Consider the following 15465-nt stretch of genomic DNA (forward strand, 5'->3'; position numbering starts at 1 on the left):
GTCAGGGCAGCGGCCACTCGTGGACCGGGCGGTTGCTGTGCATGAGGTCGACGTAGTGGCGGACCACCTCGCGCAGCGCCTCCGGCCGGTCCAGGTGGTCGGCGGACTCCAGCCGGTGCAGCGTCTCCACCTGCCAGGTCGCGCCGTTGCGGCCGGTCAGGCAGCGCTGCTCGACGATGCCGAGCAGCCGGTCCCGCTCGGCCGGGTCGAGGCCCCACCGGTCCAGCCCGTGGTGGGCCAGCGGCAGCAGCCGGCGCAGCACCAGTTCGGTCACCGGCAGGTAGCCGAGCCCGGGCCAGAACACCTGGGCGTCGATGCCGTGTCGGGCGCAGTTGGTGAAGTTCTCCTCGGCCGCGCTGAACGACATCTGCGACCAGAGCGGCCGGTCGGACTCGGCGAGGGCGCGGACCAGGCCGAAGTAGAAGGCGCCGTTGACGACGGTGTCCAGCACGGTCGGCCCGGCGGGCAGCACCCGGTTCTCCACCCGCAGGTGCGGGCGCCCCTTCAGCACGTCGTAGACCGGGCGGTTCCACCGGTAGACGGTGCCGTTGTGCAGCCGCAGCTCGGCGAGCTTCGGCACGCCGCCGGCGGCCAGGGTCTCCGCCGGGTCCTCCGGGTCGCAGACCGGCAGCAGCGCCGGGAAGTAGCGCACGTTCTCCTCGAACAGGTCGAACACGCTGGTGATCCAGCGTTCCCCGAACCAGACCCGGGGGCGTACCCCCTGGGCCTTGATCTCCTCGGCGCGGGTGTCGGTGGCCTGCTGGAACAGCGGCACGCGGGTCTCCCGCCACAGCTCCCGGCCGAAGAGCAGCGGCGAGTTGGCGCCCAGGGCGACCTGGACGCCGGCGATCGCCTGGGCGGCGTTCCAGTAGTCGGCGAACTGCGCCGGGCTGACCTGGAGGTGGAACTGGGTGCTGGTGCAGGCGGCCTCGGGGGTGATGGTGTCCGCCGTGGTGGCCAGCCGCTCCACTCCGCTGATCGAGATCCGCAGGTCCTCGCCGCGCGCGGCGAAGATCTGCTCGTTGAGCAGGGCGTAGCGGGGGTTGGCCGACAGGGTCTCGGCCGTCAGGTGCTCCGGGCGCAGGGTGGGCAGGATGCCGATCATCACCATGTGCGCGCCGACCCCGCGGGCCTTCTCCTCCGCGGCGTTGAGGCTGGCCCGGACGTGTTCCTCGAACTGCGCCGTGCCGGTGCCGGTGAGCCGGCGCGGCGCGACGTTGATCTCCACGTTGAACTGGCCCAGCTCGGTCTGGAAGCTCGGATCGGCGATCGCCTCCAGCACGTCCGCGTTGCGCATGGCCGGCTGGGACTCGTCGTCGACCAGGTTGAGCTCGATCTCCAGCCCGGTCATCGGCCGCTCCACGTCGAAGCGGGACTCGCGCAGCATCTCGGCGAACACGTCCAGGCAGCGCCGCACCTTGTCGCGGTAGCGGGCCCGGTCCTCCCGGCTGAAGGTGCGCGCGCCGACGTCCTCGCCCATGGTCACCACCCTGTCACCGTTGGTCCCCCCTAACCTCGCACGCCCCGGTGTCGCGGGGAAAGACCCGGGGGATCGATTACTACCCAGCCGTCCCGCCGGTGATCCCTGTCGCCTCGCCGGTTTCCCCGGCCGGTCCCGCGGGCCCGGGTGGCTAGCATGGCCGGATGCGCGAGACGACCATCCGGCTGTTCGTGGCGGCGGCGATCGCCGAAGCCTGCTCCTGGGCCGCCCTGCTGGCCGGCATGGCCGTCAAGTACGGGCCGCCGCGCAACGAGATCGGCGTGCACGTCTTCGGCCCCGTCCACGGCGCGCTGTTCGTGGCGTACGGGCTGCTCGTGCTCGTGGTGGCCCGGCAACGGCGCTGGTCGCTGTGGCACACCGCGATCGCGCTCGCGTGCGCCGTGCCGCCGTTCGCCACGGTGCTCTTCGAACGGTGGGCCCGCCGCCGGGGCCTCCTCGCCGCCCCGGCCGCCACCGACCGTCCCCTCACGCCGGTCGGCTGACCGCCGCGGCTCACCCGGCCAGGAAGTCCCCGAGCAGGGCGGCCAGTTCCGCCGGGGCCTCCTCGGCCATGTGGTGGCCGGAGGGGATCGAGGCCGCCCGCACGTCGTCGGCCCAGTCCCGCCAGATCGCCGCCGGGTCGCCGTACAGGTCGACCATGTCGTCCCGCTCGGACCAGGCGAACAGCACCGGGCAGCCGATCCGCCGGCCGGCGGCCCGGTCCGCGTCGTCCGCCGCCCGGTCCGGGCCGAGACCGGCCCGGTAGTCCTCGCACATGGCGTGCACCGTGGCCGGGTCGTGGATGGCCCGGCGGTAGTCGGCGTACGCCTCCGCGCCCATCGCCTCCGGCGAGCCGCCGTACCAGGCGTCCGGGTCGGCGTTGATCACCCGCTCGGCCGGCTTGGCGAGCTGGCCCAGGAAGAACCAGTGCCACCAGCGGGCCGCGAACCGGGCGTCGCAGCGGGTCAGGGCCTCGCCGATCGGCACCCCGTCCAGGACGCCGAGCCGGGTCACCCGGTCCGGGTGGTCCAGCGCCGTGCGCATGGCCACGTACGAGCCCCGGTCGTGGCCGACGACCGCCGCCCGGGGATGGCCCAGCGCGTCGAGCAGCGCCACCACGTCGCCGGCCATGGCCCGCTTCGAGTAGACCGTGTGCGCCGGGTCGCTCGGCGGCTTGGACGAACCGCCGTAGCCGCGCAGGTCCGGGCAGATCACGGTGTGCCGCGCGGCGAGCAGCGGCGCGACCCGGTGCCAGGTGGCGTGGGTACGCGGATGCCCGTGCAGCAGCACCACCGGCGGCCCGGAGCCGCCGTGCCGGACCCGCAGCCGGACCGGGCCGAGATCGATCTCCGACAGGGTGAATCCGGGGAACATGACCGAGCCGGTGCCCCGGGCGGCGGAGGCGGAAACCTCAGCCGAGCGCCGAGCAGGCGGCGACGCCCGCGAGCAGCAGCACGCCGAGCACCGCCTGGAGCAGCAGCGCCGGCCCCAGGTGCGACCAGAGCGTCGCGGTACGCGGGGTCAGCAGCTGGCCGGTCGTCAGGTTGACGATCCGCTCGATCCGGGGCGGCAGGTCGGCGTCGCGCTGCGGGCGCAGGGTGAGTTGCACGTGGTCACCGGGGTGCAGGGCGCTCTGCGGCAGGTGACCGTGCAGCTCCACCTCCACGAGCCGGTCGGCGGCGTCGCGCACCCGCACCGGCGTGACCAGGAACTCGGGCCCCTGTTTCAGCTCCTTGAAGCTGCGCCGGGCGCCCCCGCCGCCGCTGCTGAGCAACGCGCGCACCACCCGGAGCAGGAGTCCCACCACACCCGCGGCGGTCAGCACCGCGACCAGCACCGGCTGCCCCACCCGCACCTCGCGGGCATAGCCCTCCAGGAGGCGGACCAGCCGCCCGGTGAGGATCCGTTCCGTCGGGTGGACGCTGCGGCGAATGTGCAGCTCCGTGTCCATCTTCACCACCGAGAGTTCCGTCGCGTTCACTGATCGTATCGATCCTCCGGGTTGAACGACGTGAATGAACGCCGGTCACGCGGCCGGCGCCCGCAAGGTGACATCCGGGGTCGCGCGGGTATGCGTGCGGCCGAGCTGGAAAGGGGTCGAGCATGCAGCTGTCCTTCCTGCGCCCGCTCTACGACCGTCCCGGGCCCTGGTGCTCGGTGTACATGGACGCCTCCCGGGACACCCACGACGCGCGTCCGCAGGTCGACCTGCGCTGGCGCGCGCTCAAGGGCGACCTGATCGGGCAGGGCGCCGACCAGGCGACCGTCGAGGCGGTCGAGGAGGTGGTCCGCCGGCACACCCCGATGCCCGGGGACTATGGCATCGCGGTCTTCGCCAACCGGGGACGGGTGGTGCTCACCGAGTACCTCTCCGCGCCACCGTTGCGCGACCTGGCGAGCTGGTCCGCGCTGCCGCACACCATGCCGCTGGTCGCCCAGCGCGGCGAGCAGATCGCCTGGGTGCGGGTGCTGGCCGACCGGACCGGCGCGGACGCCGTCGCGGTCAGCGCCGGCGGGGTGCCACGCCGGGCCACGATCAAGGGGCGGGAGAGCCACCAGTTGCGCCGGGTGCAGCCGGGCGGCTGGTCGCAGTCCCGCTACCAGCGGGCCGCCATGGAGGCGTGGCACCACAACGCCGGCGACGCCGCCGCGGCCACCGCCGAACTGGCCGACCGGGTCGGCGCGGACGTGGTGCTGGTCGCCGGGGACATCCGGGCCACCGGGATGATCGCCGCCCAGCTGCCGGAGCGCTGGCAGGACGTGCTGGTCCGCACCGACGCCGGCTCCCGCGAGTACGTCGGCGCCGACGAGATGCTGATGGACGACATCACCGTGCAGACCATCGCCGAGGTCGCCGACCAACGGATCGCCACCGCGCTGGACCGCTTCGGCGTGCAGGAGGACGTCGGCGCCGGGTTGGACGCGGTGGTCTCTGCCCTGCAACGCAACCAGGTCGACACCATGCTGATCGTCGACGACCCGTCCGCCGACGGCGAGCTGTGGGTCGGGCCGGAGCCCACCGAGATCGCCACCGACCCGCGGCAGCTGGCGGACATGTCCGTGGCCGACCCGCAGAAGGTACGCGCCGACGCCGCGCTGCTGCGCGCGCTCATCGGCACCGACGCCGAGCTGACCGTGCTCGCGCCGGAGGAGGCGCCGGAGCTCACCGACGGTGTCGGCGCCGTGCTGCGCTACGTCGACGCCAGCACGCCCGGGCGGGGCAATGACTGACCGCACCGTGGCGGACCTGGTCGTCGAACGGTTGCGGGCCTGGCGGGTGCCCCGGGCCTTCGGTTACCCGGGGGCGGCGATCGCGCCACTGGTCGACGCGCTCGACGCGGCGGGCGGGGATCCGGAGTTCATCCCCGCCCGGCACGAGGAGACCGCCTCGTTCATGGCCACCGGGCACGCCAAGTTCACCGGCGGGATCGGGGTGTGCCTGGCCACCCAGGGCCCCAGCGCGGTGCACCTGCTCAACGGCCTGTACGACGCCAAGCTGGACAGCAAACCGGTGGTGGCCATCGTCGGCGAGGACATCAGCGGGCCGCTCGGCGGGGCGCACGAGGAGATCGGGCTGGGCCGGCTCTTCGGCGACGTCTGCAACCAGTTCGTCCGCTACGGCCGCACGCCCGACCAGGTGCCGGGCCTGCTGGACCAGGCGTTCCGCACCGCGGCGGCGACCCGCAGCCCGACCTGCGTGGTGCTGCCGTACGCGTTGCAGGTGGCCGCCGTTCCCGACCTGATGCCGCAGGTCGCCGGCGTGATGTCGGCGACCCCGGGCGAGCCGCTGGCCCGGGTGCTGCCGCACGACGTCGACCTGGACGCCGCCGCCGCGCTGCTCGGCGCCGGCCAGCGGGTGGCGATCCTGGTCGGCCAGGGCGCACACGGCGCGGCCGAGGAGATCGTGGCGCTCGCCGACCGGCTCGGCGCGGGCGTGGCCACCTCGCTCCTGGGCAAGCCGGTGCTCGACGAGCGCCTGCCCTTCCACACCGGCGTGCTCGGCGAGGTCGGCACCACGGCCGCCGCGCAGCTCATGGGTGGCTGCGACACCCTGCTCATGGTCGGCACCAACGACCCGTGGACCGACTGGTTCCCCATGCCGGGCCAGGTCCGCACCGTCCAGATCGACATCGACGGCCGGCGCATCGGCACCCGGTACCCGGTCGACGTGCCTCTGGTGGGCGATGCCGCGGAGACGCTGCGCGCGCTGCTGGCCCGCGTGCCGGCCCGGCCCAACGCCCAGTGGCGGGGCGTGGTGGAGGGTTCGGTGGACCGGTGGCGGGAGACCGCCGCCGAGCGCGCCGCCGCCCCCGCCGAGCCGATCAACCCGCAGCTCGTGCTGCAGGAACTCTCGACGCGGGTCCCGCGCCGCGGCTCAGTCGCGGTGGACGTCGGCTCGGTCATCTACTGGTACGCCCGGCACCTGGAACTGCCGCCGGGCGTCCGGGCCCAGCTCTGCGGCACGCTCGGCTCGATGGGGTGCGGTCTGCCGTACGCGGTGGCCGCGAAGCTGGCCCGGCCGGACGAGCCGGTGATCGCGTTGCTCGGCGACGGGGCCATGCAGCTCAACGGGCTGGCCGAGCTGATCACCGTGGCGCACCACTGGCAGGAGTGGCAGGACCCCCGGCTGGTGGTGCTGGTGCTGAACAACCGCGACCAGTCCGGGATGGGCGTCGGTCGCCCGCCCGGCGCGTTCGCCGACCGGCGGCCCGACGTGCCGTACGCCGGCTGGGCCCGGCTGCTCGGCCTGCACGGCGTACGCGTGGACCGCCCCGACCTGGTCGGTCCCGCCTGGGACGAGGTGCTCGCCGCGGACCGGCCCAGCGTGCTGGAGGCCGTGGTCGACCCGGCGGTCCCGCTGGATCCGCCCGAGCCGGCCCTGGCCGACCTGCGCGGCCTGTTCGCGAACGGCGACGCGGCCCGCCGGGTACGCGAGCGGGTCCTGCACACGGGAACGGCCGTGGAGGCGGAGGACCTGGTCTAGCCGCACCGCACGCCCCCGTCGATCATGAAGTTGGCGCCTCTGGAAAGCGTGTTCCAGGGCGCTAACTTCATGATCGACGCGTCTGCCTGCCGCTGGGCGGGGGACGGCGGAACGGCTTTCGTGCGTGCCGCGCGCGGTGCCGCCGCCCGTCCGGTGATTGACCCGACCCGTGGGGGGATGCCCCGTTTAGACCCCAGAGGGACGGGAAGCCGGGCCGCGTGGTGAGCGAACGAGGCAAGGTGGGGTCGGTGCGGAAGGTGCCCGTGGGGCAGTCGGCCGACGGTGCGCTGGACGGCGAACGGGTGGTGGCGCCGGGCAGCGCCGCGCGCCTCCTGGTCGCCGTGACGGCCCGGGCGCTGCGCGGCGACGACTGCGGCGACCTCGGCCACCCGGGCCCGCTGTCCCGCTTCACCGGGGCCCCGGAGCCGGTCCGCCGCGCCGCCGCGGCGCGGGCCGCCGGCCGGGCCGCGCTCACCCCCGCCGAGGTCGCCGAGGTGGACCTCGAACGGGTTGCCGGGTGGTTCGTCGGCCAGTACCCGGCCCGGCGCTGGCCCGGAGCGGTGTTCGGCTCGCCGCACGGCGCGGCGGCCCACCTGGCGGTGGCGCTCGGGGTGCCCTGGCTGCCCGCCGGGTTCGAGGTGGCCGCCCACTGGAACCGGGGCGCGGTGGACCGCCCCGACGCCGCGCTCGACCACGGGGCGGCGCTCGCCGGCCGGCTCCTCGCCGGCAACGCCCGCGTGCACGTCCGGCAGGTCCACTGCCCGGCCAGCCGGGGCGCGTCGGCGGGCGCCCTGGTGAGCCTCGCGCTGCGCTGGCGGGCGCTGCCCGCGGCGTACGCCCGGTTCCTGGTCGAGGGGCTGGAGCCCGGGGCGCCGGTGCTGCTGCTGCACGACGCGCGCACCTGGCCCGTGCGCGACGACGGGACCGGGCACAGCTTCCAGGTCGGCTCCCCGGCCAGCGGGCTGGACCCGGTCGACTTCCACCCGGACGCGCACGCGCTGCGCCAGGTGCTCCGCTCGACCGGCGGTGACGGGGCGCGGTGGGCGCCCCCGGACGTCACCTCACCGGCGGCCTTCGCCGAGAACGGCGTGGAGTCCGGTTTCGAACACGACGCCCGGGAGTGGGGCGGCCGGCACGGGCACCCGCTGCACCGGATCGTCGTCCCGCAGCCGGACGCGCTGAGCGCGGCGACCGCCGACCTGTACCGGCGCTGGCTGCGCCGGGCCGGCAAGACCGGCGACCGCCTGGTGGTCGAGTGCGGACGGCTGCTCGACCCCTGGCAGGTGGTCCGGGCCGGGCTGGTGCCCTACTGGTGCGAGAACGCGACCCGCCGGCGGGTGCAGGGGGTCGAGTGGTGGCTCGCCGGCAGCGAGCCGTTCAGCTCGGTGGACGTGCTGCCCGAGCCGCCCGGGGTCCGCTCGCCGGCCGTCGCGGGGCTGCCGCAGTGGCTCGCGGTGGCCGGGTTCGGCCGCCGCCGTCGCGCCCTGGACCGTGGCTCGGCGCGCGGCTACCCGGTCGCCGCCGTCGCCACCCGCCGTGCCACGGAGGTGTTGCGCAACCAGCCCTACGACCTGCCCGTGCCGCCGCCCCTGGGGATGGCCGAGGCCCTCGCCGCGCTGCGCGAGGCGGGCGCCCACCAGGGGCTGCTGGTCTCCTGACGCGGGCGGCCGGCGGGTCGCCGGCCAACCTGGCGAAACATCCTCGCGATCCTGCGGTCCGTGATTGAGTACCTACGGAGCGGGAACACCGCTCGCCGCGGAACGGCCCACGACGCCGTGCGGCGGGCGGCCGCCGCTTCCGGCGTTCCGTCACGTAACCCAACTTCCGGCCCGGTGCGTGGCCCGACCACGCGCACGACCGGTTCCGATCCGGGCGGGGGACCTTCCTGAGGGAGGCGCGGATGTTCGGACAGACCACCACAACCACACCACCACCCACCGAGCGGGGCCTGGAGGACCTCGACGCGGCGGCGCTCGCGTACGCGGCACGGATCGCCGGCCTGCCACCGGAGCGGCGGCAGGAGGCGAGGGACGACCTGGTCCGCTTCGCGCTGCCCTTCGCCGGTCGGCTGGCCCGCCGTTACCGGGGCCGCGGGGAACCGCTGGAGGATCTGGAGCAGGTGGCCCGCCTCGGCCTGGTGAACGCCGTCGACCGTTATGACCCCGAGCGGGGCTCGTTCACCGCGTACGCGGCCATCACCATCGTGGGCGAGATCAAACGGCACTTCCGGGACCGCACCTGGGGCGTGCACGTGCCGCGCCGGCTGCGCGACCTGATCCTGGAGGTCGGGCAGGCGACCGCGGCGCTGACCAGCGAGCTGTCTCGGGCGCCCACGGTGGCCGAGCTGGCCGAGCGGCTGGAGACGCCGGAGGAGGAGATCCTCGCCGCGCTGGAGTCGGCCGCCGGCTACAGCCCGGCCTCGCTCAACGCGCCCGTCGGCGGGGAGAGCTCCGCCGAGTTCGGCGACCTCGTCGGCGAGTCGGACAACGCCCTGGAGTCGGTCGACGACCGGGTCACGGTCAGCGGTCTGCTGCACCGGCTGCCCTGGCGCGAGCGGCGGATCCTCGCCATGCGCTTCTACGGCAACCAGACCCAGGCGGAGATCGCGGCCCGGTTCGGCATCTCACAGATGCACGTGTCCCGGTTGCTGTCCCGGGCGCTGACCTGGCTGCGCCAGGCGATGCTCGCCGACGCCCCGCCACCCTGGCAGAACGGCGCAGCCGAGTCCGAGCCGGCCAAGGCGCGGATCTCGGTGCGGCAGAACGGCGACCGGGTGGTCGTCGAGGTCGGGGGAGAGGTCGACCGGGACGGTGCGGACCAGCTCCGCAAGGCCATGCTGGAGGCGGTCACGGGGCAGCCCCGCGAGGTGGTGGTCGACCTGGTGGGCGCGGGCGGCTTCGACGCCGGCGGGATCGCCGCGCTGATGGCCGGCCGGGACGCCGCCGCGCGTACCGGGGTGCCGCTGCGGCTGACCCGGGTGCAGCCCGCGGTGCGCCGCTCGCTCACCGCGGCCGGCCTGCCCGCCGCCGACTGACCGCTCCGACCGCGCCGGCTCCCGTTCCCGGGGCCGGCGCGGCGCCGTGTCCGCCCCGCGTACCCGCGAGACGGAAGGGCCGGCGCCCGACGGTGCCGGCCCTTCCCGCGGTCCTCCGCTCAGTGCTCCGGGGTGTCGCCGTGGCCGCGCGGGTGCCGCCACTCGTCGTTCGGCTGCTCCTCGCGCTGCGCCCCCAGGATCGTCTCCTCCGGCTCGTCGGTCTCCTCGAAGCTGGGCCGGCGCACCTCCTCCGGCTCCGGCACGTCGACCGGCCGGGCGCCCGACTGCGGGGCGGGCTGGTACTCGACGGCCCCGCGGGCGCCGTGCGCGCCCTCGGCGGCCGGCGACTCGGGGACGTGCCGCTCGTGGTGCAACTCCTCCATGAAGTGCTGCGGGGGCTTGGTGGTGCGCTGCGGCAGGTCCCGACCCAGGTCGGCGACGAGCGAGCCGTACTTCAAATCGAAGGCCGGCCGCTCGGAGCGGATCCGCGGCATCCGGTCGAAGTTGCGCAGCGGCGGCGGGCAGGTGGTGGCCCACTCCAGCGAGTTGCCGAAGCCCCACGGGTCGTCGACCGTGACTCTGGCGCCGTACCGCCAGGACTTCCAGATGTTGTAGATCACGAAGAGCGTGGACGCGCCGAGCAGGAAGGAACCGAGGGTGGAGATCACGTTGAGAATGGTGAAACCGTCGCTGGGCAGGTAGTCGGCGTACCGGCGGGGCATGCCCTCGGCGCCGAGCCAGTGCTGCACGAGGAAGGTGGCGTGGAACCCGATGAACATGGTCCAGAAGTGCATCTTGCCCAGGCGCTCGTCGAGCAGCCGCCCGGTCATCTTGGGGAACCAGAAGTAGAGCCCCCCGAACGCGGCGAAGACGATGGTGCCGAAGAGCACGTAGTGGAAGTGCGCCACCACGAAGTACGTGTCGTGCAGGTGGAAGTCGGCCGGCGGGCTGGCCAGCAGGACGCCGGTCAGCCCGCCGAGCAGGAACGTGACGAGGAAGCCGACGGCGAAGAGCATCGGCGTCTCGAAGGTGATCTGGCCCTTCCACATCGTGCCGATCCAGTTGAAGAACTTCACGCCCGTCGGCACCGCGATCAGGTAGCTGAGGATGCTGAAGAACGGCAGCAGCACCTGGCCGGTGGCGAACATGTGGTGCGCCCAGACGGTCATCGACAGGATGGTGATCGCGATGGTGGCGAGCACCAGACCGGTGTAGCCGAAGATCGGCTTGCGGGAGAAGACCGGGATGATCTCGGTGATGATGCCGAAGAACGGCAGCGCGATGATGTAGACCTCGGGATGGCCGAAGAACCAGAAGAGGTGCTGCCAGAGCATCGGCCCGGCGGTGGTCGGGTCGTAGACGTGCGAGTGCAGGATCCGGTCCGAGGCGAGCGCGAACAGCGCGGCGGCCAGCAGCGGGAAGACCAGGATCACCAGGACGCTGGTGAGCAGCAGGTTCCAGGTGAAGATCGGCATTCGGAACAGCGTCATGCCGGGCGCGCGCAGGGTGATGATGGTGGTGATCAGGTTGACGGCGCCGAGGATGGTGCCGAGGCCGGAGAGCGCCAGGCCGACCACCCACATGTTCCCGCCGACGCCCGGGCTGTGCTGCGCGGTGCTGAGGGGGGTGTACGCCGTCCAGCCGAAGTCCGCCGCGCCCTGCGGGGTGAAGAACCCGGCCCCGGCGATCAGGCCCCCGAAGAGGTAGAGCCAGTAGGCGAAGGCGTTGAGCCGGGGGAACGCCACGTCCGGCGCGCCGATCTGCAACGGCACGATGTAGTTGCCGAAGCCGAACACCATCGGCGTCGCGAACAGCAGCAGCATGATCGTGCCGTGCATGGTGAACAGCTGGTTGTACTGCTCGGGGGAGAGGATCTGCATCCCCGGCTGGCCCAGCTCCGCCCGCATGAGCATCGCCATGAACCCGCCGACGACGAACCACGCGAAGGACGTGACCAGGTAGAGCAGGCCGATGAGCTTCGCGTCGGTGGTGCGCAGCAGCCGCCAGAGCGTGTCGCCCTTGACCGCCTCCCGCACCGGGCCGGGATAGCCGCCGAAGTGGGCCGGCGCGAGGACGGCCGGCCCCCGGTCTCGTGGCTCCGTGACTACCCGCTCAGGCATGGCTTCTCACCCCGTGTGACGACAGACAGGACGGGCACGCGTACCCGAACCTCTGCCCATCAAACCAGGCGAGACCGGAGAATTCGGTCAGTTCGCCGGTAGCATGGCCCAGACCACCTTGCCCGTGCCCGCCGGGCTGCTGCCCCAGCGCTGGGTCAGCTCGCGGACCAGCATGAGCCCACGGCCCCCCTCGGCGCGCAGGTCCCGATCGGTCGCCGCCCGCGGGTCGTCCGGGCTGCCGTCCATCACGGCCACCCGCAGGTACGGCCGGCGCAGGGTCAACGTCACCTGCATCGGGGTGCCGGCGTGCCGGACGACGTTGCCGACCAACTCGCTGAGGACCAACGAGGCCGGGCCGGCCAGTTCCGGGATGTTCCACCGGGCGCACGCGTCGGTGACCAGCTCGCGGGCCCGCCGGCAGGCCCCGGCCACCGGCTCCAGCCGGGCCCGCAGCCGCGGGGCCGCCACCGCTCCGGCCAGCGCCGTCGCCTCCGCGCAGTCGCGGCGGACCGGCACCACCCGGCAGGCCGTGGTCTCGGCGAGCCAGGCCGCCGTCTCCGGCGGCGGGGCCGACAGCACCATGGGCACGGCCGGCCAGTCCGCGGCCCGGCGGGCCGCGGCGGCGAAGACGGAGAGGGCGAGCGGGTCCGTGACGTCGAGCTTCTCCAGGTCGACCACGAGGGCGTCCGGCTGCGCCGCCAGGCAGTGGTCCAGCACCGTGTGCACCGAGCGCATGGTGGCCAGGTCGAGCGCGCCGGCCAGCCGTACGACCGTGACCGCCGACTCGTCGCGGACCTCGCACCTGATCCGGGTCGACATCCCAGGCCCCCGTTTCCGTCTCGTCGGGAAGACCTGGGAAGTACCCGTGCCCGGGCGGGTGAAACCGGACACCGCCCCGCTCAGCGGCGGTTCCGGTCCCGCGTCAGGAGCAGCCCGAGGGCGATCATGCCGACCCCGAGCAGGAAGTGCAGCCAGTTGTCCGCGCCGTTGAAGGGGACGAAGTTCGCGCCGCTGTTGTGGTCGACCACCAGGCCGTAGAGCCAGATCACGAGGTAGATCGCGCCGCCGCCGATGAGGAACGTCCGGGCCCCGGAGACGGTGCGGGCCAGCAGCAGGCCGGCGACGCCGAACAGCAGGTGCACGATGTTGTGCAGCACCGAGACCTGGAACAGCCCGAGCAGCTTCGCGTCGGAGTCGTGCCCGGCGAACTTCAGGTCGGAGTAGTGGGTCGTGATGCCGGGGATGAAGCCCAGCACGCCGATCACCAGGAAGATCACGCCGAGGGTCGCCGCGGCCCGGCGTACCGGCGCCCGGCCGTCGGCCGGGTTGCGTCGCCCACGGGAGTGCGCCATCGAGTTCGTCATGCCGGCCTCCTAGCTGACAGGGACCGCGCGGCTTTCCCCGGTCCGCCGGCGACAAACTCGCGCCCGGCCGGACCGTCCGCGACGGTCCGGGCCGGGCGCGGTACGACTCAGGCGAGCTGCAACGGCCGGGCGGCGAGCTGGCGGACCCGCTCGTACAGGTCCACGTACCGCTGGGCCATCAGCTCGGGGGTGAACCGGGCGGCCGCCTCGCGGCGGCACTCGTCCTCACCGAGCAGCCCGGCGGCCAGCACCAGGTCGCCCAGCTCCTCCTCGTCGGTGGTGAGCAGCCCGGTCCGGCCGTGCTCGATCAGCTCCGGCAGGCAACCGCGGGCGGTGGCCACCACCGGCGTGCCCAGGGCGAGCGACTCGACCACCGCGGTGCCGCCGGGCTCCTCCCAGCGCAGCGGGAACAGCGAGGCCCGCGCCCCGGCCACCAGGTCGTCACGCTCCTGCCCGGCGACCGTGCCGACCCAGCGCACCAGGTCGCCGTCGACGTGCGGGGCCACGTGGTCGTAGAAAAACCGCACGTCCGGGTTCTGCCGGGCCTCGTCGCCCGCCGCGGCCAGATCCTCGGGCCGGTGGTACGGGCCGACCGGGCCGGCCAGCACCAGCGGGAAGCCGACCTGGCGGGCCAGCCGGGCGCCCAGGTCCTGCCCCTTGCCCGGGTTGATCCGGCCCAGGATGACCACGTGCTCGCCCTTCTCCACCGCCGGCCGGCGGTCCGCACCGACGGCGAGCGGGGTGGACAGGTGCACGTGGCCCACCGAGTGCTCCTGGAGGGCGCGTGGCGCCCGGGCGAGCTGCGAGGCGGACACGCCGTTGACCCGCACCCGGTCGCCGCCGTCCAGGTTGCCGTAGAGCTCGGGGTGCTTGGCCAGATCCCAGTGCAGGGTGTGCAGCGCGGGCGGGGCGTCCGGGCCCATCGCGGCCATGGTGGCCAGCCCGACCGCCTCCACGTGGTCGTGCACCAGGTCGATGTCGTCGCGGCCGTGCAGCGCCCGGACCACCCCGTTCAGGTGCGCCTGGGACACCCCGCAGACCTGGTTGTAGGGCCGCTGCAGCGCCTGGAACTGCCCGTCCGGGAAGACCGAGATCTTCTCGTCGACCGGCAGCGTGCTGCTCTCGACCGAGGCGAGCACCACCCGCACGCCGAGTTTGCGCAGCTCCGGCACCAGGGTGGCGACCACGTTCTCGATCCCGCCGTAGCCGGGCGGCGGCACCGACAACCAGGGACCCGCGTTCATCAGGACGGTGAGACTCATCGTGCGGTGTCCCTTCCCTCGTTCACGCCGCGACCCGTCGCCGCGGCACCCGGTGGCGCAGCTGCGCCAGCGGCGGCCGCTCCTCGATCGAGACGTCGCTGACGACGATCTCGCGGTCCAGGTTGGGCAGCGCCTCCGAGCCGCCCCGCTGGAACTGGGTCAGCAGGGCGGTCGGCGCCACGCCCGGCGCCGCCCAGCCGCGCCGCTGCAATCGGGACCAGGCGGTCAGCAGGATCTGCGCGGACATCCGGCCCAGCGCCGCGGTGTCCTGGTGGCGGTGCTTGCGCTCACCCAGGTCCACCTGGGCCAGCGCGTCCAGCCCGACCAGCTCCAGCAGGTCGATGAGCATGGCGGTCTCCACGCCGTAGCCGGAGACGAAGGGCACCCGCTCCAGCACCTCCCGGCGGCCGGCGTACTCGCCGGCGAGCGGCTGCACGAAGCCGGCCAGCTCGGGCCAGAACAGGTTGAGCAGCGGGCGGGCCATCAGCTCCGTCACCCGGCCCCCGCCGTCGGCCTCCACGTCGGTGGCCCGGACCAGCGGCCGGTGGTAGAAGCCCTTCACGAAGTCGACCGACGGGTCGGTGAGCAGCGGCCCGAGCAGCCCGGTGACGAAGTGCGGCCGGAAGTCCCGCAGGTCGGCGTCGACGAACGCGACCACGTCGCCCTCGGCCGCGGCCAGCCCGGCCCAGAGCGCGTCACCCTTGCCGGTGAGCCGCGGCAGCCCGCGCGTCATGGCGTCCTGGCTGACCACCTCGGCGCCCGCCCCCCGGGCCACCTGCGCGGTCCGGTCGGTGGACCGGGAGTCCACCACGATGAGCTCGTCCACCAGCGACACCCGGTCCATGAGGTGCTCGCGGATCGTCGACACGATCGCCCCGACGGTCCCCTCCTCGTTGCGCGCCGGCAGCACCACACTGACCCGGCTCGCGCCCTTGGCCCGCAGCAGGCGTCGCGCCGGCCAGTCGTCGGCGGACGTGGTGCGGTATGTCGCCCAGGCCTCCACCACAGGTGAGACGATCGAATCTGTATCCCGCACGGGCACACCCCCAGGTTGTGGCGGAACCACGGGCTTCTGGTTTCCCATTCCACCGCCCGTGCTAACCGGATCATGCCTAACAGCTTGATCACGGCCTCCGTACCGGTCGGTTCCCGCGCGGTGAACGTTTGATTGCGCGTCCGACCGCGTTTGACCACGGGGCCACCCGGGGAGTGCTCTCCGGA

At 73.9% G+C, this 15465-nt stretch carries 13 protein-coding genes; 5 read left to right on the forward strand and 8 right to left on the reverse strand.

Annotated elements, in window-relative coordinates:
• Window position 1 precedes the first annotated feature (1 nt).
• The gene (locus FXF50_RS24855; protein ID WP_148431287.1) at window positions 2-1480 is read right to left on the reverse strand and encodes a glutamate--cysteine ligase; all 1479 of its coding nucleotides are present in this window, start codon (window positions 1478-1480) and stop codon (window positions 2-4) included.
• 164 nt (window positions 1481-1644) lie between these two features.
• Here FXF50_RS24855 and FXF50_RS24860 point away from each other — a divergent pair, with 164 nt between their 5' ends.
• Window positions 1645-1983, forward strand: a complete 339-nt coding sequence (locus FXF50_RS24860; RefSeq protein ID WP_148431289.1) for a DUF3817 domain-containing protein — start codon at window positions 1645-1647, stop codon at window positions 1981-1983.
• A 10-nt stretch (window positions 1984-1993) separates the two neighbouring features.
• On the opposite strand, the gene FXF50_RS24865 is transcribed toward FXF50_RS24860, so the two are convergent.
• Window positions 1994-2854: an alpha/beta fold hydrolase gene (locus tag FXF50_RS24865; RefSeq protein WP_148431290.1), complete on the reverse strand. Its 861-nt coding sequence runs from the start codon at window positions 2852-2854 to the stop codon at window positions 1994-1996.
• 37 nt (window positions 2855-2891) lie between these two features.
• The gene (locus FXF50_RS24870) at window positions 2892-3440 is read right to left on the reverse strand and encodes a hypothetical protein (RefSeq protein WP_187399814.1); all 549 of its coding nucleotides are present in this window, start codon (window positions 3438-3440) and stop codon (window positions 2892-2894) included.
• Between the two features lie 143 nt (window positions 3441-3583).
• On the opposite strand from FXF50_RS24870, the gene FXF50_RS24875 reads away from it, so the two are divergent.
• The 4 genes from FXF50_RS24875 (at window position 3584) to FXF50_RS24890 (ending at window position 9498) form a co-directional block, all read left to right on the forward strand.
• On the forward strand, window positions 3584-4711 hold the full coding sequence (locus tag FXF50_RS24875; protein WP_148431291.1) for a Vms1/Ankzf1 family peptidyl-tRNA hydrolase: 1128 nt from the start codon (window positions 3584-3586) through the stop codon (window positions 4709-4711).
• A complete protein-coding gene (locus FXF50_RS24880; protein ID WP_148431293.1) occupies window positions 4704-6464 on the forward strand; it encodes a thiamine pyrophosphate-binding protein in 1761 nt (586 codons plus the stop codon). Before FXF50_RS24875 ends, FXF50_RS24880 begins: the two co-directional genes overlap by 8 nt.
• A gap of 248 nt (window positions 6465-6712) precedes the next feature.
• Window positions 6713-8122: a hypothetical protein gene (locus FXF50_RS24885; RefSeq protein ID WP_370464151.1), complete on the forward strand. Its 1410-nt coding sequence runs from the start codon at window positions 6713-6715 to the stop codon at window positions 8120-8122.
• Window positions 8123-8364: 242 nt separating this feature from the next.
• Window positions 8365-9498 carry a SigB/SigF/SigG family RNA polymerase sigma factor gene (locus FXF50_RS24890; protein ID WP_148431294.1) on the forward strand — a complete coding sequence of 378 codons (1134 nt, stop codon included), beginning with the start codon at window positions 8365-8367 and terminating at the stop codon, window positions 9496-9498.
• A 119-nt stretch (window positions 9499-9617) separates the two neighbouring features.
• Here the strand turns inward: FXF50_RS24890 and ctaD are convergent, their stop codons facing one another.
• The 5 genes from ctaD to FXF50_RS24915 all read right to left on the reverse strand — a co-directional run bounded on the left by ctaD (window position 9618) and on the right by FXF50_RS24915 (window position 15280).
• Window positions 9618-11618, reverse strand: a complete 2001-nt coding sequence (ctaD, locus tag FXF50_RS24895; RefSeq protein ID WP_148431295.1) for a cytochrome c oxidase subunit I — start codon at window positions 11616-11618, stop codon at window positions 9618-9620.
• Window positions 11619-11705: 87 nt separating this feature from the next.
• Window positions 11706-12437 (reverse strand): ATP-binding protein, encoded by a 732-nt coding sequence (locus FXF50_RS24900; RefSeq protein WP_148431297.1) that lies wholly within the window; start codon window positions 12435-12437, stop codon window positions 11706-11708.
• Window positions 12438-12517: 80 nt separating this feature from the next.
• Window positions 12518-12982, reverse strand: coding sequence for a DUF4383 domain-containing protein (locus FXF50_RS24905; RefSeq protein ID WP_148431299.1), 465 nt, complete (start codon window positions 12980-12982; stop codon window positions 12518-12520).
• A gap of 107 nt (window positions 12983-13089) precedes the next feature.
• Window positions 13090-14244, reverse strand: a complete 1155-nt coding sequence (locus tag FXF50_RS24910) for a glycosyltransferase (protein WP_148431300.1) — start codon at window positions 14242-14244, stop codon at window positions 13090-13092.
• Between the two features lie 22 nt (window positions 14245-14266).
• On the reverse strand, window positions 14267-15280 hold the full coding sequence (locus tag FXF50_RS24915) for a glucosyl-3-phosphoglycerate synthase (protein ID WP_148431302.1): 1014 nt from the start codon (window positions 15278-15280) through the stop codon (window positions 14267-14269).
• Window positions 15281-15465: the final 185 nt, after the last annotated feature.

It is taken from the genome of Micromonospora sp. AP08, from assembly GCF_008085935.1.
Lineage (GTDB): Bacteria > Actinomycetota > Actinomycetes > Mycobacteriales > Micromonosporaceae > Micromonospora > Micromonospora chersina.

Excerpts from the sequence above, each read along its gene's own strand:
- FXF50_RS24905 (WP_148431299.1), bottom strand. The coding sequence starts at position 12,982 with ATGACGAACTCGATGGCGCACTCCCGTGGGCGACGCAACCCGGCCGAC.
- FXF50_RS24880 (WP_148431293.1), top strand. The coding sequence starts at position 4,704 with ATGACTGACCGCACCGTGGCGGACCTGGTCGTCGAACGGTTGCGGGCC.
- FXF50_RS24860 (WP_148431289.1), top strand. The coding sequence starts at position 1,645 with ATGCGCGAGACGACCATCCGGCTGTTCGTGGCGGCGGCGATCGCCGAA.
- FXF50_RS24855 (WP_148431287.1), bottom strand. The coding sequence starts at position 1,480 with ATGGGCGAGGACGTCGGCGCGCGCACCTTCAGCCGGGAGGACCGGGCC.
- FXF50_RS24890 (WP_148431294.1), top strand. The coding sequence starts at position 8,365 with ATGTTCGGACAGACCACCACAACCACACCACCACCCACCGAGCGGGGC.
- FXF50_RS24875 (WP_148431291.1), top strand. The coding sequence starts at position 3,584 with ATGCAGCTGTCCTTCCTGCGCCCGCTCTACGACCGTCCCGGGCCCTGG.
- ctaD (WP_148431295.1), bottom strand. The coding sequence starts at position 11,618 with ATGCCTGAGCGGGTAGTCACGGAGCCACGAGACCGGGGGCCGGCCGTC.
- FXF50_RS24910 (WP_148431300.1), bottom strand. The coding sequence starts at position 14,244 with ATGAGTCTCACCGTCCTGATGAACGCGGGTCCCTGGTTGTCGGTGCCG.
- FXF50_RS24900 (WP_148431297.1), bottom strand. The coding sequence starts at position 12,437 with ATGTCGACCCGGATCAGGTGCGAGGTCCGCGACGAGTCGGCGGTCACG.
- FXF50_RS24865 (WP_148431290.1), bottom strand. The coding sequence starts at position 2,854 with ATGTTCCCCGGATTCACCCTGTCGGAGATCGATCTCGGCCCGGTCCGG.